Below are 24036 nucleotides of genomic sequence, written 5' to 3'. Positions count from 1 at the left end.
GCACTGGGGGACGCGCAATGGACTTTACGGTCGATGTCGGTGGGCTTGACGCGCTCGGCAAGAATCTCGACCGCACAACCGAGAACATCGACGGGGCGACGAAACGCCTCGCCGATCTCGGTCCTGATTCGATCGGCCCGGACGATCTCGACGAGGCCTGCGAGGACTTCCGCGCGGACTGGGAGGAAGGCCTCGACAAGCTGCGCGAGGCGGTCAGCGAGATCCGCGACGGTCTGGACAAGGCCAAACAGGGTTACGCGGAGATCGAGAACGATCTGCAGGGAAGCCTGGCCAAGATGGCGCAGGCGATCGGGTCGGCCGAGGTGAACTCGTAATGGCCGATTACCCCGCCCTCGGCTTCGATCCCGCACGCGGCAACGTCGGTACCGTGCGAGAGCTCGCGAAGCAGATGACCGATACCGGCGGCTACGCGCGGGAAGCACACCGCGTCCTGAAGTCGGTGCAGGACAAGAAAGATGTCTGGACCGGCGACGCGGCGAAGGCGTTCAGGGACAAGCTTGGCGACCTCCCGGGCTACCTGGACGACGCACATGTGTCGCTTGAGGACGCGGGCAAGGCACTGACGTCGTGGAGCGACCGGCTCGAGGCGCATCAGCGTCGTGCGCGCGAACTCGAGCAGCAAGCGAAGCAGGCGATCGCCGCCGCGGAACAAGCCGACGCCGCGGCGCGCACCGCCAGCGCGAAGGCGGACACACCCATCGCCTACAACGCGAACGATCCGGCCGCGGCGCAGTCCGCGCAACAGCAGGCCCAGGCCAACGCCGAAGCAGTCGACCAGGCCAACCAGGCGGCCGGTGCGGCGTGGGCGAAGGTCGACGACATCCGCCGTCAGGCCCAGGATTTGCGCGACCGCTGGGAGGACGACGCAGGCGTGTGCGCCGACGCACTCAACCGAGCAGCGGAACGGGCACCGGAGAAGGGATTTTTCGAGTCCATTGGGGACGCTTTCAGCTCGGCCGGCGACTGGGTGATGAACAACCTGGGTGCCATCGGCGATGTCGCGGGCATCGTCTCGGCGGTCGCGGGCGCACTCTCCTTCATCCCGGTCCTCGCACCGGTCACCGGCCCGATCGCGCTGGCCGCCGGTGGAGTGGCACTGCTCGCACACGGCGGTGAGATGGTCAAGGAAGGAAAGTGGACCGAGCCGTCCGCGTGGGTAGGCCTCGGCACGGACATGCTCGGCGTGCTGCCCGGTGTCGGGGCGGTCAGCAAGGGCATGTCCGCGGCCACGGACTCGCTGCAGATGGTGGACGGCCTCAGCACCGCAGCGACGACAGGGGGCCGGGTGATCCTGCAGGAAGCCGGGGACGTGGCCAAGCCGGCGAAGTTGTTTACATCCTTGGGCAACAAAGTCGCAGACACAATCGGCGGGAACCCCGACACCATCGCGAAGGCGACCCAGAACACACTCAACCTCGGCGCACAGGCACCGGTCGCCGCGGATCTCATCGTCGGCAACGACACGACGAAGACCGCCAAGGACGCCACCGGGTACGCCGCGGGTGCGGTCGCAAGCGGGCAAAGCGTCGGAGAATGGGGCAAGGCGGCCACGGGTATTGTGGGCCTGGGTAATTCGCTGTCGAACTTCGCGAGGGCTCTCAGATGACGTTCCCGCTGAAATTCGCGCTGCCACAAGGCTTTCAACCCATCGATCTGGCGGAGACACCGAACCGGCGAGCGGACCGGCTCCTCGGTCGGCTCTCGGCGCTGCCTCCCGAAGAACGACTGCACGTGGTACTGGCGAATCAGTACATGGTCGAGCGCATGGTTGAACAGGGCGTCATCTACGCCGCCACCTTCGTGGGCAGATCGGAGCGTGACCCGGCAGCCGCCACGACCGCGCAGTTCACGGTGCTGGTCAAGCAGGCCGGGGACCGCACCGGCCGTCCGCTCGAGACCATCCTGGACGCGATACGCCAGGAACGGGAGAACAGCGAGGCGCAGCTGGTCGACTTGAGCGTCGGCCGGGCGCTCGTCGTGGTCGAGGACGACCAGTTCGCCACTCCGGTCGATATCCTCGGCAACCCGGGAAGCAGGCCGCACCACGTGCGGCAGATCCAGGTGATCTATCCGCTGGGCGATCGTGGACAGCTGGCATTCTTCGGCCTGGCGACCGAGTTCCTGCGGGACTGGGATGACTACGTGGAGATGATGGCCGGGATCAGCAAAACGATCTCCTGGGCCGAGACGGGTGAACGGGGTGCCATAAGCATGGTGTTGGACGGCTGATGGAAATCGCGCTGTATGTCTTCGTGGGTTTGTTCGGCTTGCTCGCGGTCGCCGTGCTGGTGGTGTTCGCGGTCTCGACCGTCCAGCAGCGCCGCACCCCTCTACCAGAACGGATCGAACAGGTGAAAAAGAAGCTCCGCGACAACGAGACGCCCACGGGAGAGACGTTCATACTCTCGGGCTACCGCTCGGGGGTGCCGGACGACCTGGTCCGGGAGGCCGCCACCGCCGACGGCTACCAATGGACTGGCTACTCCGGTCAGAACGACCGTCAGCTCAACTTCCAGCGCCGCATTCAAGCCTGAGGCTTCCGACATGCCCGACGAACCCACCCCTGCAGACCCAGCTCGGGGCATGGACCTCCTCCTCGCCCGGCTGGCGCGGCTTCAACCCGACCTCGGGGGCACGGCGCGGCTCGACAAGGACAACGGGCTCCGGTTGCCGCTGCGAGAGTACGAGGAGATCTTCGCCGCGCACGGGTGGGAGATTCACAGGTCGGAGCAGGCTGAGGGCAACAGCTACTGGGTGCTCAAGCGGCCCGGCGTGCCCGCAGTCGACCGGCGTGATCCGCTCTTTCTCAAGGGGCCCGGGCTCGACGAACTGCGTCGGCACCCCGCAGCGAGGGAGGCCGCAGCGCGGGCCAAACGCGACTTCGGCATCGATCCCCTGTCCAGCATCGCGCTGCGGGAAACGCGGGAACGGCACCTGCGGTACTACCGCGAAGGCGTTCGCTACGGAGGGCTCGGCAGCGTCAGCCTGCTGGCCCTGATCGTCCTCGCCATCGCCGGAGCGCGGCACTTCGCCAACCCCGCGGTGTTCGTACCCGCCGCGCTGCTCGTCGCCGGGATGGTCGTCGGCTTCGCCGGCGCGGCACGGGCACTACGACGGCGGAAGGCCGCCACCCGCAACTACCAGCAGGCCTACGAACGCGTCGTCCACGCCGTCATAACGCCGTCAGGCTAGCGATCTTCCACTGGCCGTCGATCTTGCGCGCCTTGACGAGCAGGCAGGCCGGCGCCGAGGACTGGGCGTTCGTCGTGGTGTTGAGGGTCTGCTGGTCCACGAAAACCAGCAGCCGCGCCGTGTCGCCGCGCACATCCTGCACCCCGGTCGAGCCGACGTTCGTCGTGCGCACGAGTTTCTGGTCGCTCGCCTGCTGTTTCGCCGCGGTGAACGCGGCCTGGTACTGGCCGACCGCGTCGTCGACGAGCACACCGGCCGCGGCGCGCTCGGTCCGGTCGAGATTCGCGTAGTCGTAGGAAAAAATCGCCTTCACGCCGGCGCTCACCTGGTCGGCGACCTCCGCGGTCGCCGCGGGGTCGGCGATCGCGGCGTTGTCCGGCTTCGCGTTCGCCTGCAGACCCGCGTACACCGCGAAACCCGCCGCGAGCACCAGCACCGCGGTCAGCACCGACAGCAGATTCGCCCGCGTCATGACGCCGCCTGCACCCCCGACACCTTCCACCCCTGTGGCGTGCGCTGCAGGTCCGCGGTGAGCCTGCTCCGGTTCTGCGCCGCCGGAGCGTCGTTTGTGGACAGTCGCACGTCGAGCACCGCGATGACCCGCGCCGCGTCGCCCTGCACGGACACCACCGCCGCCTGGTTGAGTGTGGCCGTCGCGACGGTCTTGCTCGACTTGGCCTGGTCGAGCTGCGTCTGCTTGTCCCCGCCGATCGTCTTGCCCAGCTGCCCGGTCGTGACCTGAACCCACTTGTCCACGGCCGGTTGCGGATTGTGGTAGTCGATCGTGTTGAGCGTGACCAGCGCGTCGCTCGCCGCCGAGAGCACCGCGTCCCGGTCCGCCGCGCGCCGGCTCTCGTCGTCGTGCGCGGTGCGCCACCACGACCAGCCGAACCAGCCCGCGGCCAGCACCGCGAGCACGGTCAGCGCGATCAGGCCGCGCACCAGCCTGCTGCTCATCCCGACGCGCCCAGCAACTGCGAAAGACCCGGTGCCGCAGCGGACCCGGCGACCAGGCCGAGCACGCCGGGCAGCTGCGGCTGCTGCGACGTGGTGCTCGCCGAGGTCGGAGCGGGCTGCGGGGACTGTGCGGGAGTCGCGGGCTGGCCGCCGTACGGCGTGTTCTGCGCGCCTCGCACATCGGTCTTGCTGCCGGGCGGCTCGGCGCAGTACGCGAGCGTGTTCGCGGGCGCCTCGCTGGTGTCGTCGGCCGGCCGCTGTTTGGTCGTCTCGTAGCCCTTGGTGCAGGAGTGCGGGTCGAAGAAGTTCATCACCAGCCCGAGGTGCCCCTCGCCGTCGGACGCGACGGAGCGGGTGAACCCGGAAATGATCGGCAGCGCGACCAGTTGCTGCTCGATCGCGTCCGTGCGCACCGATGTGACCTGGAACGTGGTCAGCAGGTTCGCGATGAGCACCCCGAGATCCGAGCCGGACACGGACAGGATGTTGTCCACGTCGTCGGCGAGCTGTGGCGCCGTGTCGATGACCCGCCGCAGATCCGGGTCGGAGGTCTTGAGCTGGCTCGCGATCTTGTGCAGCCCCTCGGCGAGCGAGGTGATGTTCTGCGACTGCCGCTGCTGCGTCTGCAACACGGTGCGCCCGTCGGAAAGCAGTTTCGACGTCTGCGGCAGGTTTTCCGTCGCGGTCGAGGTGAACGAGCCTGCCGTGTCGAGCAGCTGCTGCAGATCCGGGCCCGCGCCGGCGAACGCGTTGTAGGTCTCGTCCACCACCGTCCGCAACGACTGCGGGTTGACGCTGCTCACGAGATTGTCCAGATTGGACAGTACGGTGTCCGGCGACAGCGGGATCGCCGTCTTGTTCGCGTCGATCGTCGACCCGTCGTGCAGGTACGGGCCGTTCTGGTGACTCGGCCGCAGATCGACGTACTGCTCCCCGACCGCCGAGCGGTCCGCGACCACGGCCTGCGTGTCGGCGGGGATCGACGGCGAACCGGAGTCGATGTCGAGGTCGGCCACCACACCCTGGTCGTCCAGATGCAGCGCGCTCACCCGCCCGACGGCGACGCCGCGATAGGTGACCTCGGAATTGACGAAGATCCCGCCGGAGTCCACGAGCTGGGCGTGCACGAGGTAGCCACGCGGTCCGAACAGCCGGTCCAGTCCGGCGTAGCGGGCGCCCGCGTAGCCGACGGAGAGCACCGCGATGAGACCGAAGACGAGCAGCTTGACCCAGTGCGTCCTGGTGAACATCAGCTTCCCCCTCCCAGGACACCGCCCAGCAGCCCGCCGAGCACGCCGGGCGAGGACTGGGTGCCCGTGCCCTGCGCGGCCGTCTGCTGTTGCAGGGGCAGCGGCAACGGCGGTGGCTGGACCGCGGGCGCGAGGCCGGGCAGCGGGATCTGTGTGCCGGGGATCTTGCCCGCGTTCGTGATGTTCTGCAGGATCTCGTCCAGGTTGAAATCGAGGCGGGCGCGGACGTTCGCGTAGTCGCCCTTGACCACGTCGCCCGCCACGTCGGGCAGCGGATAGGTGGGCAGGATCTTCAGCGCGGTGGGCAGGTTCTGGCCCGCCGCGGCCAGTTTCGTCAGTGTCGGGGCGAGCGCACGCAGGTTGTCGATCAGCTCGTCCTTGCTCTTGTTGATCGTGTCCACCGCGACGCCGGAGAGCTTGTCCAGTGACTGCAGCATCCCGACCAGCTGGTCACGCTGTTCGGTGACCACCTGCAGCCCGGGCCCGAGGTTCTGCAGCGCGTTGCTGAGATTCGCGGTCTGCCCGACGAGTGTGCTGGACAGCCGGTTCAGCCCGTCGATCGCGCGGACGATCTCGCCCTTCTGCCCGTCCAGCTCGGTGGCGAGGGTGTCCACTCTGGACAGCAGGGCCCGGATGTCGGCCTCGTTGCCGGTGAGCGTCTTGTTCAGCTCGTGCGTGATGTCGGCGAGCTGGTTCACTCCGCCGCCGTTGAGCAGCAACGAAAGCGCACCGAGCACCTCCTCCACCTCGGGGTTGCGGTTGGTCCGCGCGAGCGGGATGGCCGCACCGTCGGTGAGCGTGCCGGTCGCGTCCTGCGGCGCGCGCAGTTCGATGAACTTCTCGCCCAGCAGACTGGACTGGCGCAGATCGGCGTAGGCGTTGGCGGGCAGTTTCACCCCGCCGTTGACCGTCATCGACACGATGGCCGACCGGGTGTCGGGCGCGAGATCCACCTTGTCGACGCGGCCGACCGCGATGTCGTTGACCTTCACGCTCGCCTGCGGCACCAGGTCGAGCACGTCGGCGAACTGCGCTGTCACGTGGTAGGGGTGATCGCCCAGATCGGCGCCGCCGGGCAGCGGTGTGTTGTACAGCCCGGAGAAGCCCCCGGCGCCACAGCCCGCCACCAGCAGCGCGATCACGGCGAGTCCGAGAATCCGTCTCATTGGCCCGTCTCCGGGGTCTCGACGAGCGACATGATCGGAAGCGGCGGCAGCTTGCCCGCGCTGATGTCGGCGAACAGCTGCGACAGCGACGGCGTTTTCGCGACCCCGTCCACCACCGGCGCGAGGTCGGTGCACAGGTTGCTCACCACGTCCGGCAGTCCGACGGGGGTGGACGCCTTGAGCAGCCGGCACAGCGTGGTGACCAGCGGGTTGGTGAACTCGTTGGCGTTGTACCGGATCGCGATACTGCCCGAGGCCGCGTCATAGGAGTTGATGAAGTTCGACATGCCGGTCGGCGCCACGTCGAGCACCTCGGCCAGCGCGGCCCGCTGGTCCACCAGCACCTTGCTCACACTCGCCAGCTTGTCCACATTGGACGTCAGCCCGTCGCGGTTCTCCTGCACGAACTGCTGGACCTCACCGAGCGAGGACCCCAGTGAGGACAGGGCCGCGCCCACGTCACCGGAGTCGTTGGCGAGGAACGTCGCCACATCGCCCAGCCGCCCGTAGAACTCGTTGAGCTGCTTGTCGCTGTCGGACAGTGCCGTGGTGAACGACTGGAGGTTGCGGACGGTGGAGAACAGGTTTCCCTTGGAGTCGTCCAGCGTACGCGACAGGTTGGCCAGTTCGGTGACCGTGTCGTTGAGGTTCTTGCCGTTGCCGTCGAGGTTCTTCGCCGCGGTGTCCAGCAGGTTCGACAGCGCGCCGTTCTTGTTGGCGCCCTGCGGCCCGAGGCTCGTGGACAGTTTGTCGAGGCTGCCGTAGAGGTCGTCGAGCTCCATCGGCGTCGCCGTGTGGTCCTTGGGGATCAGCGTGCCCGAGGCCATCACCGGCCCGGAGTCATACGCCGGGGTCAGCTGCACGTAGCGGTCGCTGACCAGGGACGGCGCGACGACGACGGCCCCGGCTCCCGCCGGGATCGGCGTGCCGGGGTCCACGCGCATGTCCACGCGCACCGCGTCGCCCTGCGGCGTCACGTCGGTGATCTCGCCGACCTGGATGCCCAGCACCCGCACCGAGGAACCGGCGTAGAGCCCGACCGTCTTGTCGAACATCGCGGAGATCCGGGTGCCGCCGGTGTCGCGGAGCACGAGGTACAGCCCGCCGGCCACCAGCAACGCGACGACCGCCGCGGTGGCCACCCAGCGGTAGACGTTCTGCTGGTTACGGGTTTCGATGGTCACGGGTTGCGCACCCCCTGGTCCGGTGCGGACAGCGGCGGTGTGCAGCCCCCCGGGTTGATCGAGACGCCACCGGCCTTGATCACCGGCGGGAACAGCCCGCAGATGTAGCCCTCGAACCAGCGGCCGTTGCCTGTCGCGTTCGCGCCGATCCGCGAGAAGGGCGCGAGCAACGCGAGGCTGCGGCCGAGGTTGTCCTGGTTGCGCTGCAGGATGTCGGTGACCACGCCCAGTTTGTCCAGGGTGGGCTTGAGCTGCGCGCGGTTGTCCGCGACGAGCCCGGTGAGCTGCGCCGACAGTGCCTGCGTTCCCTTGAGCAGCGCGCTGATCGCGTCCCGGCGTTGTTGCAGCTCGGACAGCAGGAGGTTGCCGTCGTTGATGATCTGCTGCAACTGGGCGTTGCGATCGGCCAGCGTTTTCGACACCTGGCTCGTGTTGGACAACAGGTTCGCCAGTTCCTGGTCGCGGGAGGAAATCGTATTGGACAGTGCGGACAACCCGTTCAGCGTGTCCTTCAACGGTTGGGGGGTGTCCTTGAGCGCGGCCGAAACCGAGTCGAAGCTCTGCGCGAGTTGCTGGGTGTTGATGTCGCCCACGGTGTTGGTCAGCTGCTGGAAGGCGTCCTGCAACTGGAACGGCGTGGTGGTGCGCTCGACCGGAATCGGCGAGTCCGGGCTCAGCGCACCGGCACCTTTCGGTTGCAGCGCGAGGTACTTCTCACCGAGCAGGGTCTTGATCTGGATCGCGGCGGTGGTCTGGTCCCCGACGCGGGTGTCCTTGACCTTGAACTTGACCAGCACCTTCTTGCCCGCCAGCGCGACCGAGGTGACCTGCCCGACCTTCACGCCCGCGACCTGCACCTCGTTGTCCGGGATCAGGCCGGCGGATTCGGCGAAATAGGCCTGGTAGGTGGTGCCGGTACCCAGCAGCGGCAGCTCGTCCGAGAAGTACGACACGAGCGTGACCAGCACGACGAGGACGAGCGCCACGGCGCCCACCGCGGCCTGGTTGCGTTCGCGCAGAGGTTTCACGACGGCTTGCACCTCTCCGGGGTCTCGGTGGCGGGCAACGGCAGGAACGGCAGCGTGATGTTCAGCGACGTGATGCCGATCGTGCCCGACAGGCCACAGAGGTAGTAGTTGTACCAGCTGCCGTAGCTCAGCGTCCGCGTGAACTTCTCCAGGTTTCCCGGTAGCTTCTGCATCAGTTGGTCCAGCAGCTGCCCGGAATCGGCCAGGTTGTTCGACAGCAGCCCGAGTTGCTGGATGTCCTGTTTGACGCTCGGCCGTGCCTGCTGGAGCAGCCCGGCCGTGACGTCGGTCAGGTTCGACAGCGCGGACACGGCCTCGCCGATCGGCTGCCGCTCCTGCGCCAGGCCGGTCACCAGCGCTTGCGTCTGATCGATCAAAGTGGACAGTTGGGGACCGTGCTGGTTGACCGTGGACAGCACGTTGTTGAGGTTGTCGATGACCTGCCCGATCACCTTGTCCTTGTCGGCGATGGTGGAGGTGACCGAGGCGGTGTGCGTCAGCAGGCTCTGGATGGTGCCGCCCTCGCCCTGGAACACCTGGATGATCTCGTAGGAGAGCTGGTTGACCTGCTGCGGGTCCAGCGCCTGGAACAACGGCTTGAATCCGTTGAACAGCACCGTCAGGTTCAGCGCGGGCTGGGTACGTTCCGGCGGGATGACCCCGCCCGAGGGCAGCGTCTTGCCCTCGTCCACATTGGTGTTCAGTGACAGGTACCGCTGGCCGACGAGGTTGCGGTACCTGACGGTCGCGGTCACCGCGCCCGGCAGTTTGTACGCCGAGGACAAGGTGAAATGCACGTCGGCGAGGTTGCGGTCGCCCTCCTGTGCCACGGTGATCTTCTCGACCTGGCCGACCTTGACGCCCACGATCCGCACGTCGTCGCCCTCGTGCAGGCCGGAGGCGTCGGTGAACCGCGCGGTGTAGCCGGAGGTGACGCCGAAGTTGGTGTTCGCGATGGTGGCGCCGAGAATTCCGGTGAGCAGCACGGTGACGGCGGCGAAGATCAGGATCTTGATCAGGGGTGCGGCGAGGTTCCTCATTTCATGTCCACCTCCGTCCCGCGATAGAGCGGGCCGACGAGCAGGCCCGCCCAGTCCGGCACCTGGTCCGGTGTGGTGTCCAGCGCGGGCGCGGCGAGCACGCCGATCAGGTTCTGCTCGGCCGGCGAGTTCGCGACCGAACCCGTGCTGGACGAACCGCCGTTGATGATTCCGTCGTCGGGCAGCGGGGTGTTGGCCCCCGGGCCCGGCGCAGGGTGGGTGGAACCGTCCTGAAGCGGCCCGCCCGGCGGATACTGTGGCCACCGGCCCGGCGGCACAACCTGCGGGTAGCACCGCGGGCCGCGCTTGTCCAGGTACTTCGGTTCGTCCTGGCCCGGCTCGTACTTGGTGCGGTCGGCGATGAACCGGATCGTCACGTGGTTCATCTGGTCGGTGCCGTAGCCGAAGGCCTCATACGCCCGCGGCACCGAGTCCGCGAACTGCTGGAGCATGCAGGGGTACTCGGGCGCGTACTTGGCCAGCACATCCAAAGTGGACTGTGAGGTGGTGGTCAGCCGGATGATGTTGTTCTCGTTGACCTTCAGGAAGTTGCCCAGATCGACCGACACCGTGGTCACCGAGTCGAACATCTGCTGCAGCTGGGCCCGCTTGTCGACCAGGGTCTTGCTCGTCGTGGTCAGATCCGACAACGCCTGCAGGAAATCCGGGGCAGTCTTGTTGTAGATGTCGGTCACGTTCGCGAAACTGCTGATGTCGGCCTTGATGTTCGGCAGGGAAGGATTCAGCCCGCCCAGGTAGTCCGACAGTCCCACGAGCGTCTGGCCGAATTGCTCACCGCGACCCTGCAACGCCGTGGACACCGCACTCAGCGTCGCCGACAACTTCTCCGGCTGCACCGCCTGCAACAACGGCATCACGTCATCGAGCACCTTCTCCAGCTCGATCGCCGCACTGCTGCGATCCTGCCCGACCACATCCCCCGCCTGAATATGCCGCGACGACGGATCCTGCGGTATCTGCAAAGCGACATAACGCTCACCGAACAACGTCTTCGGCAGCAACCGCGCCGACACGTTCGCCGGGATCTCGCCGATCTTGTCCGGATCCAGGGCGAGCTCGAGCGCGGCGTGATCACCCAGCGCCTCGACCGAACGCACCTCGCCCACCACGAGACCGCGGATCTTCACGTCGGAACCCTTGCCGAGCTGGTTGCCGACGTGATCGGTCTCCAGGCGCACCATCGCCACCGGCGTGAACTTCTTCTGGTACATCGAGATCGTGGTCCAGATGAAGACCGCGCACACCACCAGGAACACCAGCCCCAGCACCTGGTAGCCCAAACGCCGATAGAGCGTCCGCCGGTTCATCCAGAAATCCTCACCGTCGTCGTCGCACCCCAGATGGCGAGACTGAGGAAGAAGTCGAGCACGGAGATCAGCACGATCGAGGTCCGCACCGCGCGGCCCACCGCGACGCCGACCCCGGCCGGGCCGCCCTTGGCCGTGAAGCCGTAGTAGCAGTGGGAAAGGATCACCAGCGCACTGAAGATGATCACCTTCAGAAACGACCAGATCACGTCTTCGGGCGGCAAGAACAGGTTGAAGTAGTGGTCGTAGGTGCCCGCCGACTGGCCGTAGAGCCACACGGTCACCTGCCGCGACGCCAGATACGACGACAGCAGCCCCACCGCGTACAACGGGATCACCGCGAAAATCCCCGCCAGTACGCGGGTCGTGACGAGGTAGGGCATGCTCGGCACGCCCATCACCTCCAGTGCGTCGATCTCCTCGGAGATCCGCATCGCACCGAGCTGCGCGGTGAATCCACATCCGACAGTCGCGGACAAGGCGAGCCCGGCCGCCAGCGGCGCCACCTCACGGGTGTTGAAGTAGGCGGAAATGAAGCCCGTCAGCGCGGCGGTGCCGAGCTGGTTGAGCGCGGCGTAGCCCTGCAGGCCGACGATCAGACCGGTGAACATCGTCATGCCGATCATCACGCCGAGTGTCCCGCCGATCACCGCGAGACCACCTGTGCCGAAACACACTTCGGTCAGCAGCCGCGCCGTTTCCTTGAGATAGCGGCGCAACGTGCGCGGCGCCCACGCGAGCGCGCGCACGTAGAACGACAACTGCACGCCCAGACCCTCGAAGATCGCACCGGGGCGGGCGATCCACTCGAGTGTCCGGTCGTCCTCGCCGGTCTCGACGGGCTGCGTGGTCATCACATCGCCTTCGGTGGCACGATCCGCAGGTAGATCGCGGTCAGCACCACGTTGATCAGGAACAGCAGCAGGAACGTGATCACGACGGCCTGGTTCACCGCGTCACCGACGCCTTTCGGGCCACCCGCGGGATTCAGCCCGCGATAAGCCGCCACCACCCCGGCGACGAACCCGTACAACAGCGCCTTGATCTCACTGATGTAGAGGTCCGGCAACTGGGCCAGCGCGTTGAAACTCGCCAGGTACGCACCCGGCGTGCCGCCCTGCATCACCACGTTGAAGAAGTAGCCGCCCAGCACGCCGACCACGCTGACCAGGCCGTTGAGCAGGATCGACACCACGATCGCGGCGAGCACCCTCGGCACGATCAGGCGCTGCACGGGATTGACCCCCAGCACCTCCATCGCGTCGATCTCCTCGCGGATCTTGCGCGCGCCGATGTCGGCGCACACCGCGCTGCCGCCCGCGCCGGCGACCAGCAGCGCGGTGATCAGCGGGGACGCCTGCTGCACGATGGCGAGCGCACTCGCCGCGCCCGTGAAGGACTGCGCGCCGATCTGCTGCGTCAGCGATCCCAGTTGCAGCGCGATGACCGCGCCGAACGGGATCGCCACGAGCGCCGTCGGCAGAATCGTCACGCTCGCGAAGAACCAGCACTGCTGGATCCACTCGCGGAACTGGAAGGGACGGCGCGGAATGGCGCGCAGCACCTCCCAGCCGAGCGTCGCGAGCCTGCCGATCTGGACCAGCGCGGCGGTACCCGGTACCGAAACCGTCCCACTACGGGAGCCCATCACACCTCCGCCGACCCTAGCTACGTTGCCCTGAGTCTTACTCACCAGGTGAATCCCATTTTGGTTAGCAGTGTTCACCTGATCTTCCGCGGGCCTCCCGGTGGCTATACCTTGAGCGCGTGCGTCGCGGTCGCGCCGCCGTCGGCGACGAACTCGGCGCCCGTGCTGTACGAGCTCTCGTCGCTGGCCAGGAACACCACCATCTGCGCGATCTCACCCGGTTGCCCGACCCTGCCCAGCGCCACCTTCTTGCGCACCCAGGAAGTGTCGATTTCGGCACCGCCCGCGGCGTCCGAGACCATCTTTGTGTCGATCATGCCGGGATGGACCGAATTGACCCGGATGCCGCGCTCGCCCAGCTCCAGCGCGGCGACCTTGGTCATTCCGCGAATGGCGAACTTGCTCGCCGTGTAGGCGACAAGGAACGGCATTCCGGCCAGTCCCTCCACAGAGGACAGGTTGATGATCGAGCCCGTGCCGGCCTCGGTCATCGGTTCAACGACCGAACGCATTCCGAGAAACGTTCCGATCTGGTTGATTCTGATGATCCGCTCGTAGTCGGCGAGCGTGGTCTTGGCGAGTTCGGAGAAATGCAGGACACCGGCATTGTTGACCAGCACGGTCAGCCCGCCGAACTCGGTCACCGCACGTTCGACCGCCGCAGTCCAGTCCTCCTCGGCGGAGACGTCGAGATGCTGGTAGAGCGCGCCGATCTCGTCGGCGAGCGCCTTGCCCTCTTCGTCGAGCACGTCGGCGATCATCACCTTCGCGCCCTCTTCGACGAACCGCCGCGCCGCCGCCGCACCCTGTCCCCGCGCCGCGCCGGTGATGATCGCGGTCTTTCCTTCGAGCCTGCCCATGTCACATCATCTCGTCGGTCAGCGGCATGTACACCGACTTCAGTTCGGTGTAGGCCTCGATCGAGGAGTCGCCGCCCTCGCGGCCCAGCCCCGATTCCTTGAATCCGCCGAATGGCAGATGCGGTTCGATCTGGAAACCGTTGACGCCGATCGTGCCCGCACGCAGCTTGCGCGACACGCGGAAGGCCCGCTGCGCGTCCGCGCTGAACACGCTCGCGCCCAGCCCGTACTCGGTGTCGTTGGCCAGCCGCACGGCCTCGTCCTCCTCGTCGAAGGGAACGACGGCGAGCACCGGGCCGAAGATCTCCTCCTGCGCGATGGTCGCGGAGTTCTCCACGTCGGCGAAAATAGTGGGTGCGACGAAGTTGCCGCCCGCCAGGTCACCGCCGAGCCGTTCGCCGCCGGAGACCAGGCGCGCCTCCTGCTTGCCCTTTTCGATGTAGCCGAGCACGCGGTCCAGCTGACGCTCGTTGATCAGCGGCGCGGACAGCACGCCAGGGTCGAACGGATCGCCGTAGGTGATCGCCGCCGCCATGCCCTGCGCCGCGGCGAGGAACTCGTCGTAGACCTCGCGCTGCACCAGCGCCCGCGTGTTGGCCACGCACGCCTGGCCGGACAGGCCCATCGTGACCGCGCCGATGGTCGTCGCCGCGGCGAGCCCCACGTTCGCCGCGTCGGCGAACACCAGCGCGGGGCTTTTTCCGCCCAGCTCCAGCGAAACCCGCTTCAACGTACCCGCAGAGGCCTCGACGATGCGCTTGCCGACGGCGCGGCTGCCGGTGAAGCTGACCTTGTCGACGTCGGGGTGCGTGATCAGGACTTCGCCGACCGGATCGCCGGGACCGGTCACGACGTTGAGCGTGCCCTCCGGAAGCCCGGCCTCCACCAGCAGTTCGACCATGCGCAGCACGGTGAACGTGCAGTACTCCGACGGCTTGAGCACCACGGTGCAGCCCGCGGCCAGTGCCGGCGCGACCTTCTGCGCGTACAACAGGAACGGCGCGTTCCACGGCAGGATCGCGGCCACGACACCGATCGGCTCGCGGAAGGTCATCGCCAGGTGGTCGCCGCCCTGATACGGCGGCAGGGTCTGCCCGCCGAGCTTGTCGACCCAGCCCGCGTGGTGGTCGAACACGTCCGCGGCGGCCTCCACAGAGGTCGCGTAGATGCTGCCGCTGAAGGAGATCGGCACCGAGTTGTCCAGTGCCTGCAGGCAGCGCAGCTCCTCGGCGTGCTCACGCAGCTTTTCGGCGTAGCGGTGCAGGAGCTTGATGCGCGTCCCGGCGCGGGAGTTGGACCAGGTGCCGGAGTCGAACGCCTTACGTGCCGCGGCGACGGCGGCGTCGACGTCGGCCTTCGTTGCGATGGCGAAGTCGCCGACCTCCTCACCCGTCGCGGGGTGCCGGTGGGTCCAGGTGGCGCCCTCGCCACCCGGCCCCCACTGGCCGTCGATGTACAGCTGTCCGGTCTTGAGTCCGGCCGCTTCGCGATGCGGCTGAACGGTGAGCGTCATAGCAACTCCTGACTGGCGAACATCGTGTCGTAGCCGAAGGTGGCGATGTCGTCGAGATCGTCGAGACTCCACCGCTGCCGGACCGCCGGCGGGCTGACCAGCGCGACGTTTCCCCCGTGCACGACGAAGACCTGGCCGTTGATCGACTCGGCCCGTTCGGAGGCGAGGAACGCGACGAACGGCGCCACGTGCCCGACCGACAACGGGTCATCGCCTTCGGGCGCCGCACCGAAGACGCCTTCGGTCATCGCGGTCCTCGCCCTGGGGCAGATCGCGTTGGCGCGCACACCGTAGCGCTCACAGCCCCGCGCCGTGGCGACGGTGAGCGCGGCGATTCCGGCCTTGGCGGCGGCGTAGTTGGGCTGGGCGGGCGCCCCGAACAGAAACGCCTCCGACGCGGTGTTCACGATCCGCGCGAAAACCGGCTCGCCATCCATTTTGGACTGCTGCCGCCAGTGCGCGGTCGCGTTGCGCGACAGCAGGAAATGCCCCCGCAGATGCACCCGGATGACGGTGTCCCACTCCTCGTCGGACATCGAGAACAGCATCCGGTCCCGCACCACGCCGGCGTTGTTCACGACGATGTGCAGGCCGCCGAAGTGCTCGAGCGCGGCCTTCACGAGCGCGTCGGCCGTCTCGCGCTCCCCGACGTCTCCCTTGACCAGCAGCGCCTTGCCGCCCTCGGCCTCGATCTCGTCGACCACATCGGTGCCGGCGACGTCGTTGACGACCACCGACACACCGTCGGCGGCCAGCGCGAGCGCTTCCGCCCGTCCCAGCCCGGCTCCTGCTCCCGTGACAATGGCGACCCGATTCACGCGGCGGCTGCCTCCTCGCTGGCGCGGCAAGCCCCCGTCGGCTCGCCTCTCACGGCACAGACTAGAATCTGTTCTCGTTCTGGGCAAGCACCAAATTCACCGTCATGAACTGGGCATTTGCCGCCAAGCTAGTGATCCCAGGCGAAACTTGTTCTAGAGTGTGGCCCATGCGCATTGCCTACACCCCCGAGCAGGAGCGCCTCCGCACGGAGCTGCGCACCTACTTCGATCGCCTGATGACACCGCAACGACGAGAAGGCCTCTCGGGTGACGGAGGAGAGTACGGCGAGGGCACCGCGTACAAGGAGATCGTGCGTGAGCTCGGCCGCGACGGATGGCTCGCGATCGGCTGGCCCGAAGAGTTCGGGGGCCAGGCGCGGCCCATGATGGACCAGCTGATCTTCCTCGACGAGGCCGCCGTGGCCGGCGTGCCGGTGCCGTTCCTGACGGTCAACACGATCGGCCCGACGATCATGCGGTTCGGCACGCCGGAGCAGAAGGCGCACTACCTGCCCAAGATCGCGGGCGGCGAACTGCACTTCTCGATCGGCTACTCCGAGCCGGGCGCGGGCACCGACCTCGCGTCGCTGCGCACCCGCGCCGTGCGTGACGGCGACGAGTACGTGGTCAACGGGCAGAAGATGTGGACCAGTCTCATCGAGTACGCCGACTACGTGTGGCTGGCGGTGCGCACCGATCCCGAGGCACGCAAGCACAAGGGCCTGTCCATCCTGATCGTGCCGACCTCCGCGCCCGGGTTCTCCTGGACGAAGGTGCACACGGTGGCCGGGCCCGGCACCAGCGCGACCTACTACGAGGACGTGCGGGTACCGGTCAGCGCGCGCATCGCCGACGAGAACGCGGGCTGGCCGCTGATCACCAACCAGCTCAACCACGAACGCGTCGCGCTGACCTCGGCCGCGCCGCTGCAGTCGGCGCTGAGCGAAGTGCGGCAGTGGGCGCTGGAGACCAAGCAGCCCGACGGCAGCCGCGTCATCGACGCCGAGTGGGTCCGTACACATCTGGCCCGCGTGCACGCGCACGCCGAGTACCTCAAACTGCGCAACTGGCGGATCGCGTCCACACCGGATCTGAACCCGGCGGAAGCCTCGGCCACCAAGGTGTTCGGCACCGAACTGGCGATCGAGGCCTACCGGCTGCTGATGGAAGTGGTCGGGCCCGCCTCGATCGTGCGCGAGGGATCGCCGGGCGCGGTCCTGCGCGGGCGGCTGGAACGCGCGCACCGCTCGGCTTTGATCCTCACCTTCGGCGGCGGCACCAACGAGATCCAGCGCGACCTCATCGCCGCGACCGCACTCGGCCTTCCCGTTACGCGATAGGAGATTTCGGCGTGGATTTCACCGGTTCTGAGGAGATGCGGGAACTGGCCGCGCTGACCCGGCGCGTGCTGGAGGACGGCGGCGACTGGGCGACGCTGGTCAAGGTCGGGGTCGTGGATCCCGGCAGCATCGGCCTGCTGGAGCAGTGCGCGGTCCTGACCGAGATCGGCCGCGCGGTCGCGCCCGTGCCGTACCTGCCGGCCGTCACCATGGCGGCCTCGGCGATCGCGAAGTTCGGCACGCCCGCGCAGATCGAGCGCTGGCTGATGCCGGTGATGCGCGGCGAGACGACGTTCGCGGTCGCGTTGCCTGAGGTCGGGGCGCCGTGCGGGTTCACAGCCGAGGGCGGCCGGCTCTCCGGCGAGCAGACCGCGGTCCCGTTCGGTGCACAGGCCGACGCGTTCCTCGTCCCCGCCGAAACGCCCGACGGGGTGCGGGTATTCATCGCCGAGCAGGCCGAGGCCCAGCGCCAGCGCGTGGTCGACAACGACGACGCCGCGCTGATGCGGCTCGACGGCGTCGCGGGCGATCCGCTCGCGGTGGATTTCGAATGGCTGCGGCAGCGCGGCACGGTCGGCCTGTGCGCCACGCAGCTCGGCGTGCTGGAAAGCGCGCTGCACCGCACGGCCGAGTACACCAAACAGCGCGAGCAGTTCGGCCACCCGATCGGCAGTTTCCAGGCGGTGCGGCAGCGGCTCGCCGACGCCTATGTCGACGTCGAGGCGGTACGGCTGTCGTTGTGGCAGGCGGCGTGGCGGCTTTCGGAGGACCTGCCGGCGGCCGAGGAGGTCGCGACCGCGAAGTACTGGGCCGCCGACGCGGGCCACCGCGTCGCGCACACCGCGGTGCACCTGCACGGCGGGGTGGGCATCGACGTGGACTACCCGCTGCACAAGTACTTCGTCGCCGCCAAGCGCATCGAGTTCACCCTCGGCGGCGCGACGGCTCAGCTGCTCGCCCTCGGCCACCTGCTGGCGACCCGCCCGGACCCCGCGACGGCGTGAGGGTCACGGTCAGTCCGGTGCGTTGATGGCGCGCAGACGGCGGGGGCCGGTGTCGGGACGCGCGGGCGGCGGGCCGAGCACGATCCGCGCGTTGGCGACGAACGCACCCTCCGGCGAGGCCATCACCGGATCGAGCGTCAGCACCCGCACCTCCGGGTTGTCCTCGGCCAGCGCCGCGACCCGCAACACCATGTCCTGCAGAGCCGCCAGGTCCGCGGGCTCGTCGCCACGGTAGCCGGTCAGCAGCGGCGCGCTCTTCGGTTCGCGGATCAGCGTGGCCGCGTCCACATCGGTCAGCGGCACGGCGCGGTAGGCGCGGTCCCCGAGCAGCGTGCTCACCAGCCCGGACAGCCCGAACGACACGAGCGTGCCGAACGACGGGTCGTCCTGGAGCCCGATGAAACAGGACAGCCCCTTGGGCGCCATCCGCTGCACGTACATCTCGTTCTCGCCCGAGACCTCGCGCAGATCGTGGTAACCCCGGCGCACGGCGTCCTCGGAACCCAGGTCCAGCCGCACCCCGGCCAGGTCGGGCCGCCCCCGCAGCCGCTCGTCGACCGCCTTGACCGTCACCGGGTAGCCGAGTTCGGCGGCGGCGTCCACGGCTTCGCGTTCACTGCCGACGACCCGGAACGGCACGACATCGATGCCGTAGCAGCCGAGCAGCCGCACGACGTCGCTGTCCTCCAGCACCACGTTCTTCTCGCCGGCGTCGCCGAGCAGGTCGCGCACCACCTGCTGCGCCGCCTCGGTGTGCACCCCGGCCGGGCGCACGAGATGTCCCTGCGGGCGCTGCCGCCACGCGGCATACCGGACGACCTTCGCCAGCGCGTTCACCGCGCGCTCCGGGCTCGGGAACGACGGGATCGACCCCGGCCCCGGCGCGCCGTCCTTCGCGACCGCCAGTTCCGCGGGCACCCCCTCGGCGGCGAGGAACGTGGACACGATCGGCTTGCCGTGGTCGAGTTCGAGGGCGGCCTCCTTCAGGGCACGCGCGTAGGACGTGCCCGGTGTGGCCACGGGCGGTACGAACACGACCACGAGCGCGTCGGTGTCCGGCGAGTTCAGCGCCTCGCGCACGGCGGCGGCGAACTCCTCCGGCCCGGCCTGCGCGCCGATGTCGACCGGTTCGAAGGCGAGCTTGAGGCCCTGCGCCCGCGCGGTGTCCGCGGCCAGCAGGCCGATCGCGCTGGAGTTGCCGACGATGCCGACCCTCGGCCCGGCGGGCAGCGGCTGGTGCGCGAACACCAGTGCCGTGTCGAACAGCTGCGCCAGCGTCTCCACCCGCACGACGCCGGCCTGCTCGAACAGCGCCTGCACGCTGGCCTCGTCGACTTCGGCGGAGGTCGCGGCCAGCTGCGGGCGCACCGCGTGCCGTCCCGATTTCACGGCGACGATCGGCTTGCTGCGGCCCAGCCTCCGGGCCAGCCTCGCGAACTTGCGCGGGTTACCGAAGGACTCCAGGTACAGCAGCACGAGATCGGTGTCGGGATCGGTCTCCCAGTACTGCAGCAAGTCGTTGCCGGAGACGTCGGCACGGTTTCCCGCCGAGACGAAGGTGGACAGCCCCAGGCCGCGTGCCTCGGCGTCGGCGAGGATCGCGGTGCCCAGCGCACCGGACTGGCAGAAGAACCCGGCGCGGCCGCGCGCGGGCAGGCGCGGCGCGAGTGTCGCGTTGAGCCGCACCGCGGGATCGGTGTTGAGCACGCCCAGCGCGTTCGGCCCGACCACGCGCATGCCGTGTGCCCGCGCCTCACCGACCAGGCGCAGCTCGGCGTGCAGCCCGTGCGGCCCGGCCTCGGCGAACCCGGCGGTGACGATCAGCAACGTCTTCACACCCTTGGCGAGTGCGCCGTCCAGTACCGACTCGACCTGATCCGCCGGGACCGCCACCACGGCGAGTTCCACCGGATCGGGGATCTCCAGCACCGATTTGTAGGCACGGACCCCGCGCACCGCGCGGTGTTCGGGGTTGACCGGGTAGACGGTGCCCGCGAAGTCCGCGGCCAGCAGGTTCGACAGCACCACATAGCCGACCTTGGTCGGATCGGCCGACGCACCGATCACCGCGACCGAGCGCGGGTGCAGCAGGTTGTGCACGCTGCGTGCCTCGGCCGCCTGTTCGCGGGCGCGGGCCACGGCGAGGGACTCCTCGGTCGGGTCGATGTCGAACTCCAGGTGCAGCACGCCTTCCTCGATGGCGCGGCTGACCTGGTAGCCGGCGTCGCGGAACACCCGCACCATCGCCGAGTTCTCCGCCAGCACCTCGGCGACGAAGCGGCGCAGCCCGCTTTCGGACGCGGCCGCCGCGAGGTGTTCCAGCAGGATCGAGCCGAGCCCGCGGCCCTGGTGCGAATCGTCGACGACGAACGCCACCTCCGCCGACGGCCCGTCGCCGAGCCGCTCGTAGCGACCGATCGCGACGATGTCGTCACCCAGCAGCGCGACGAAAGCAACCCGATTGTGGTGATCGACGACGGTGAAACGTTCGAGGTCACGCTGCGGAATGCGCGGGTAGGCCCCGAAGTAGCGAAGGTAGCGGGTGCGCTCGGAAAGCTTGGCGTGAAAGGCCACCACCGCGTCCGCGTCGGAGGGCACGATCGGTCGCAAGTGGACGGTGCCGCCGTCGGACAGCACGACGTCGGCTTCCCACCGGCGCGGATAGTCGAACGGGTCGGTCGCACCGTTCCTGGCGTCGCCGTCGGTCATGATCGTCAGTCTCTCGGATCGTCGGGATCCAGGCCATGCAAGGGGAAGACGGCGCGCCGCGTGTCGCGGATCGCGACGTCCACCGGATCGTCGTCACCGTCGCCCCATGGACGGTAGTTGGTGTCGGCGCCGTCGGTCATCTCCGTCGGCAGGTCGGCGTGCGGCGCGGCCTTGCGCACCATGTCGAGCCAGCCGGGCGGCACCTTCGTCTCGGGTTTGACGTCGCGGTCGAGGACCGTGGCGATGAGATGGGTCCAGGAGCGCGGGACGACGCGGATCAGCTGGTAACCGCCGCCCCCGACGGCGAGCCATTTGCCCCCGGCGTAGCGGTCGGCGAGGGAGCGCAGGGTCGCGTAGATGGTGCGGTGCCCGTCGACGGTGAGGGACAGATCGGCCAGCGGGTCCTCATCGTGGGAGTCGACGCCGCACTGGGTGATGAGGATCTGCGGCTGGAACTCCTCCAGCAGGGAGGGAACGACGGCGTGGAAGGCGCGCAGCCAGCTGGGGTCGGCGGTGCGCGGGGGCAGCGGGATGTTGACGGCGCTGCCCTCGGCCTCGCCCGCGCCGGCCTCGGCGGAGTAGCCGGTGCCGGGCCAGAGCGTGAACGGGTGCTGGTGCAGGGAGATGGTCAGCACGCGCGGGTCGTCGTAGAACGCTGTTTGCACGCCGTCGCCGTGGTGCACGTCGGTGTCGACGTAGGCGATGCGGTCGAAGCCGTGGTCGAGCAGCCAGGAGATCGCGATGGCGCAGTCGTTGTACACGCAGAAACCGGCGGCGTGGTCGCGCATGGCGTGGTGCAGGCCGCCGGCGATGTTCACCGCGCGGGAGGCCTCGCCGTCGGCGATCTTGCGTGCGGCGAGCAGCGTGGAGCCGACGACCAGCGCGGTGGCCTCGTGCATGTCGCTGAACACGGGGTTGTCGGTCGTGCCCAGCCCGTGGCCGACGTCCCAGCCGGCCAGCGGGGCCTGCTTGACCGCGCTCAGGTATTCCTCAGCGTGGACGCGGCACAATTCGTCGTCGGTGGCGGGTTCGGGGACGAGCAGCGGAACGCCGTCGAGGACGCCGAGCTCCGTGGCGAGGCGGATCGTCAGCTGCAGGCGTACCGGATTGAACGGATGGTCGCCGCCCAGGTCGTAGCCGAGGAGGGCGGGGTCCCAGACGACCGCGGGCTGGTACATGAGGCCCGATGGTAGTCGCCATGAGCGGCGTTTCCCCACCGATCACCTGGGCTGACTGTCGGTGTCAACGACTACCATGGTTGTCTGCGGACGAAGGGGATATCGTGAACGATCTCATCGACACCACAGAGATGTACTTGAAGACGATCTTCGAGCTCGAAGAGGAAGGTGTCGTGCCGCTGCGTGCCCGCATCGCGGAGCGGTTGCAGCAGAGTGGGCCGACGGTGAGCCAGACCGTGGCCCGGATGGAGCGGGACGGCCTCGTGCGGGTCGCCGATGACCGGCACCTGCAGCTGACCGAGCACGGTCGCGACCTGGCCACCGCCGTCATGCGCAAGCACCGTCTCGCGGAGCGGCTCCTGCTCGACATAATCGGTCTGGAGTGGGAGCAGGTGCACACCGAGGCGTGTCACTGGGAGCACGTCATGAGCGAGGCCGTGGAGCGCAAGCTCGTGCGGCTGCTCGACCACCCGACCACTTCGCCGTACGGCAACCCCATCCCCGGCCTCGACAAGCTCGGTGAGGGTGGCGAGCCGGCCCCGCCCGCCGAAGCCGACCTGATCCGCCTCGACGAGTTCGCCCGCGCGGGCGGCGGCAAGGTCGAGATCCGGCGCATCGCCGAGCACGTCCAGCTGGACGAGAAGCTGATGGTCGACCTCAAGTCGGCCGGCGTGGTACCCGGCAGCACGGTGAACGTGGGCAGGGCAGCCGGCGGCGGCACGGTGGAAGTCGCCGGGGAGGCCTCCAGCGTGCAGGTACCGATGTCGGTGATGCACGCGGTCCTCGCCCAGGCACGGTAACCCGCGGGCCGGTCAGGCCCCGAGACCCCCAGGCTGGCCCCGTCCGCGCCCGTGCCGTCGCGTCCGCGCCTCGTGCCGTCGCGTACGCAGCGGCCCGGCACCGTCCGGGTGGGGTCGCGTCGCGCAGGTCCGTTGCCGCGGCAGGCAGTCACCACCCTGATCGGGCCCGACCACGCAGCGCAGGTCGGTCGCGGCAAGGCCGCCCGCGTCGCAGGTCACCGCATCGTCCGGCAGCCCCACCCTCGCCCGGCCCGGCCAGACAGCACAGGTCAGTCCCGGCAAGGTCGCCCACGTCGCAGGTCACCGCATCGTCCAGCAGCCCCGCCCTCATCCGGCCCGACCACGCAGCGCAGGTCGGTCGCGGCAAGGCCCCCACGTCGCAGGTCACCGCATCGTCCAGCAGCCCCACCCTCGCCCGGCCCGACCACGCAGCACAGGTCAGTCCCGGCAAAGTCGCTCGCGTCGCAGGTCATCGCACCGTCCGCCAGCCCCAACCCTCGCCCGGCCCCGCCACGCAGCGCAGCTCGGTCGCGGCAAGGTCGCCCGCGCAGCACACCGCGCGTCGCAAGCCGCCGCACCACAGGCCGCCACGCCCCGTGCCATCCGACCGCGCCGCACACTGCCACTGCCACTTCGTGCCCCGTAAGCGGCCGCACCGCCCTGCCGCCGGGCCCGTGTGCCGCGAGCAGCGCACCGCGCTGCGCACCTGCCGGCCGCGCCGCACAACCGCGCCCCTCCATCCACTCCTGAGATCACGCCAGGGGCACCGGTCACCCGGATCGCGCCGGAACATGATTCCTCGCCCTCGAACAGCGCCCCAGCCCCGAGCGACATGGCAGGCCTCCGTCCCGCTCCTACTCCGACCCGGGCTCGGGCCAGGCTCAGGACGGCACTACACCGCGCTCACAGGTGAGCTCTAGGGTGCATAGAGGAGTGCAGCGCGCCGCCGGAGTTCGCGGGCGGCCAGGTGGGGCTGGGGTCCCAGCAGGGATGGGTGACG

General features: G+C 68.7%; 23 protein-coding genes. 8 read left to right on the top strand and 15 right to left on the bottom strand.

Translation table 11 applies throughout. The annotated features are described in order from the left end of the window. The first annotated feature begins 17 nt into the window (after positions 1-17). Genes HFP15_RS08880 through HFP15_RS08860 form a run of 5 tightly spaced genes read left to right on the top strand, consistent with a single transcriptional unit; the run spans position 18 to position 3213 of the window. Positions 18-335: a DUF6317 family protein gene (locus HFP15_RS08880; RefSeq protein ID WP_168513494.1), complete on the top strand. Its 318-nt coding sequence runs from the start codon at positions 18-20 to the stop codon at positions 333-335. Further along, entirely contained in the window at positions 335-1627 is a 1293-nt protein-coding gene (locus HFP15_RS08875) for a WXG100 family type VII secretion target (RefSeq protein WP_168513492.1), read from the top strand. The genes HFP15_RS08880 and HFP15_RS08875 overlap by 1 nt, the downstream gene beginning before the upstream one ends. After that, the gene (locus HFP15_RS08870) at positions 1624-2250 is read left to right on the top strand and encodes a hypothetical protein (RefSeq protein ID WP_168513490.1); all 627 of its coding nucleotides are present in this window, start codon (positions 1624-1626) and stop codon (positions 2248-2250) included. The genes HFP15_RS08875 and HFP15_RS08870 overlap by 4 nt, the downstream gene beginning before the upstream one ends. Beyond that, entirely contained in the window at positions 2250-2555 is a 306-nt protein-coding gene (locus tag HFP15_RS08865; protein ID WP_168513488.1) for a hypothetical protein, read from the top strand. The genes HFP15_RS08870 and HFP15_RS08865 overlap by 1 nt, the downstream gene beginning before the upstream one ends. 49 nt (positions 2556-2604) lie before the next feature. Then, positions 2605-3213 carry a hypothetical protein gene (locus HFP15_RS08860; protein WP_168513486.1) on the top strand — a complete coding sequence of 203 codons (609 nt, stop codon included), beginning with the start codon at positions 2605-2607 and terminating at the stop codon, positions 3211-3213. Here HFP15_RS08860 and HFP15_RS08855 read toward each other — a convergent pair. The 13 genes from HFP15_RS08855 to HFP15_RS08795 all read right to left on the bottom strand — a co-directional run bounded on the left by HFP15_RS08855 (position 3194) and on the right by HFP15_RS08795 (position 16005). Further along, positions 3194-3685 (bottom strand): nuclear transport factor 2 family protein, encoded by a 492-nt coding sequence (locus tag HFP15_RS08855; RefSeq protein ID WP_168513484.1) that lies wholly within the window; start codon positions 3683-3685, stop codon positions 3194-3196. The genes HFP15_RS08860 and HFP15_RS08855 overlap by 20 nt on opposite strands. After that, positions 3682-4170, bottom strand: a complete 489-nt coding sequence (locus tag HFP15_RS08850; protein ID WP_168513482.1) for an Rv1363c family protein — start codon at positions 4168-4170, stop codon at positions 3682-3684. The genes HFP15_RS08855 and HFP15_RS08850 overlap by 4 nt, the downstream gene beginning before the upstream one ends. After that, a complete protein-coding gene (locus HFP15_RS08845) occupies positions 4167-5420 on the bottom strand; it encodes an MCE family protein (RefSeq protein WP_168513480.1) in 1254 nt (417 codons plus the stop codon). The genes HFP15_RS08850 and HFP15_RS08845 overlap by 4 nt, the downstream gene beginning before the upstream one ends. Then, positions 5420-6586, bottom strand: a complete 1167-nt coding sequence (locus HFP15_RS08840; RefSeq protein WP_168513478.1) for an MCE family protein — start codon at positions 6584-6586, stop codon at positions 5420-5422. Before HFP15_RS08840 ends, HFP15_RS08845 begins: the two co-directional genes overlap by 1 nt. Continuing rightward, complete coding sequence (locus tag HFP15_RS08835; RefSeq protein WP_168513476.1) at positions 6583-7770, bottom strand: MCE family protein; 1188 nt, start codon at positions 7768-7770, stop codon at positions 6583-6585. The genes HFP15_RS08840 and HFP15_RS08835 overlap by 4 nt, the downstream gene beginning before the upstream one ends. Further along, complete coding sequence (locus HFP15_RS08830; RefSeq protein WP_168513474.1) at positions 7767-8798, bottom strand: MCE family protein; 1032 nt, start codon at positions 8796-8798, stop codon at positions 7767-7769. The genes HFP15_RS08835 and HFP15_RS08830 overlap by 4 nt, the downstream gene beginning before the upstream one ends. Further along, on the bottom strand, positions 8795-9838 hold the full coding sequence (locus HFP15_RS08825; RefSeq protein WP_168513472.1) for an MCE family protein: 1044 nt from the start codon (positions 9836-9838) through the stop codon (positions 8795-8797). The genes HFP15_RS08830 and HFP15_RS08825 overlap by 4 nt, the downstream gene beginning before the upstream one ends. Beyond that, entirely contained in the window at positions 9835-11166 is a 1332-nt protein-coding gene (locus HFP15_RS08820) for an MCE family protein (protein WP_168513470.1), read from the bottom strand. The genes HFP15_RS08825 and HFP15_RS08820 overlap by 4 nt, the downstream gene beginning before the upstream one ends. Beyond that, positions 11163-12020: an MlaE family ABC transporter permease gene (locus HFP15_RS08815; protein ID WP_168513468.1), complete on the bottom strand. Its 858-nt coding sequence runs from the start codon at positions 12018-12020 to the stop codon at positions 11163-11165. The genes HFP15_RS08820 and HFP15_RS08815 overlap by 4 nt, the downstream gene beginning before the upstream one ends. Then, the gene (locus HFP15_RS08810) at positions 12020-12814 is read right to left on the bottom strand and encodes an MlaE family ABC transporter permease (RefSeq protein WP_168513466.1); all 795 of its coding nucleotides are present in this window, start codon (positions 12812-12814) and stop codon (positions 12020-12022) included. The genes HFP15_RS08815 and HFP15_RS08810 overlap by 1 nt, the downstream gene beginning before the upstream one ends. 104 nt (positions 12815-12918) lie before the next feature. Beyond that, complete coding sequence (locus HFP15_RS08805; protein ID WP_168513464.1) at positions 12919-13674, bottom strand: glucose 1-dehydrogenase; 756 nt, start codon at positions 13672-13674, stop codon at positions 12919-12921. Position 13675: 1 nt separating this feature from the next. Then, the gene (locus tag HFP15_RS08800; RefSeq protein WP_168513462.1) at positions 13676-15187 is read right to left on the bottom strand and encodes an aldehyde dehydrogenase family protein; all 1512 of its coding nucleotides are present in this window, start codon (positions 15185-15187) and stop codon (positions 13676-13678) included. Next, the gene (locus HFP15_RS08795) at positions 15184-16005 is read right to left on the bottom strand and encodes an SDR family NAD(P)-dependent oxidoreductase (protein WP_168513460.1); all 822 of its coding nucleotides are present in this window, start codon (positions 16003-16005) and stop codon (positions 15184-15186) included. Before HFP15_RS08795 ends, HFP15_RS08800 begins: the two co-directional genes overlap by 4 nt. 167 nt (positions 16006-16172) lie before the next feature. On the opposite strand from HFP15_RS08795, the gene HFP15_RS08790 reads away from it, so the two are divergent. Both HFP15_RS08790 and HFP15_RS08785 read left to right on the top strand, forming a co-directional pair. Then, positions 16173-17345 carry an acyl-CoA dehydrogenase family protein gene (locus HFP15_RS08790; protein ID WP_168513458.1) on the top strand — a complete coding sequence of 391 codons (1173 nt, stop codon included), beginning with the start codon at positions 16173-16175 and terminating at the stop codon, positions 17343-17345. Positions 17346-17356: 11 nt separating this feature from the next. Then, positions 17357-18349, top strand: a complete 993-nt coding sequence (locus HFP15_RS08785; protein WP_168513456.1) for an acyl-CoA dehydrogenase family protein — start codon at positions 17357-17359, stop codon at positions 18347-18349. Positions 18350-18358: 9 nt separating this feature from the next. Here the strand turns inward: HFP15_RS08785 and HFP15_RS08780 are convergent, their stop codons facing one another. After that, positions 18359-21058, bottom strand: coding sequence for a bifunctional acetate--CoA ligase family protein/GNAT family N-acetyltransferase (locus tag HFP15_RS08780; protein WP_168513454.1), 2700 nt, complete (start codon positions 21056-21058; stop codon positions 18359-18361). Between the two features lie 5 nt (positions 21059-21063). Beyond that, positions 21064-22236, bottom strand: a complete 1173-nt coding sequence (locus HFP15_RS08775) for an acetoin utilization protein AcuC (RefSeq protein WP_168513452.1) — start codon at positions 22234-22236, stop codon at positions 21064-21066. 104 nt (positions 22237-22340) lie between these two features. Here HFP15_RS08775 and HFP15_RS08770 point away from each other — a divergent pair, with 104 nt between their 5' ends. Continuing rightward, positions 22341-23036 (top strand): iron-dependent transcriptional repressor DtxR, encoded by a 696-nt coding sequence (locus HFP15_RS08770; protein ID WP_168513450.1) that lies wholly within the window; start codon positions 22341-22343, stop codon positions 23034-23036. Positions 23037-24036: the final 1000 nt, after the last annotated feature.

Origin of the sequence: Amycolatopsis acididurans, assembly GCF_012328925.1 — a bacterium.
GTDB lineage: Bacteria > Actinomycetota > Actinomycetes > Mycobacteriales > Pseudonocardiaceae > Amycolatopsis_E > Amycolatopsis_E acididurans.
Note: the sequence above shows the minus strand (reverse complement) of the source record. Positions and strands in the feature narration are given on the sequence as shown.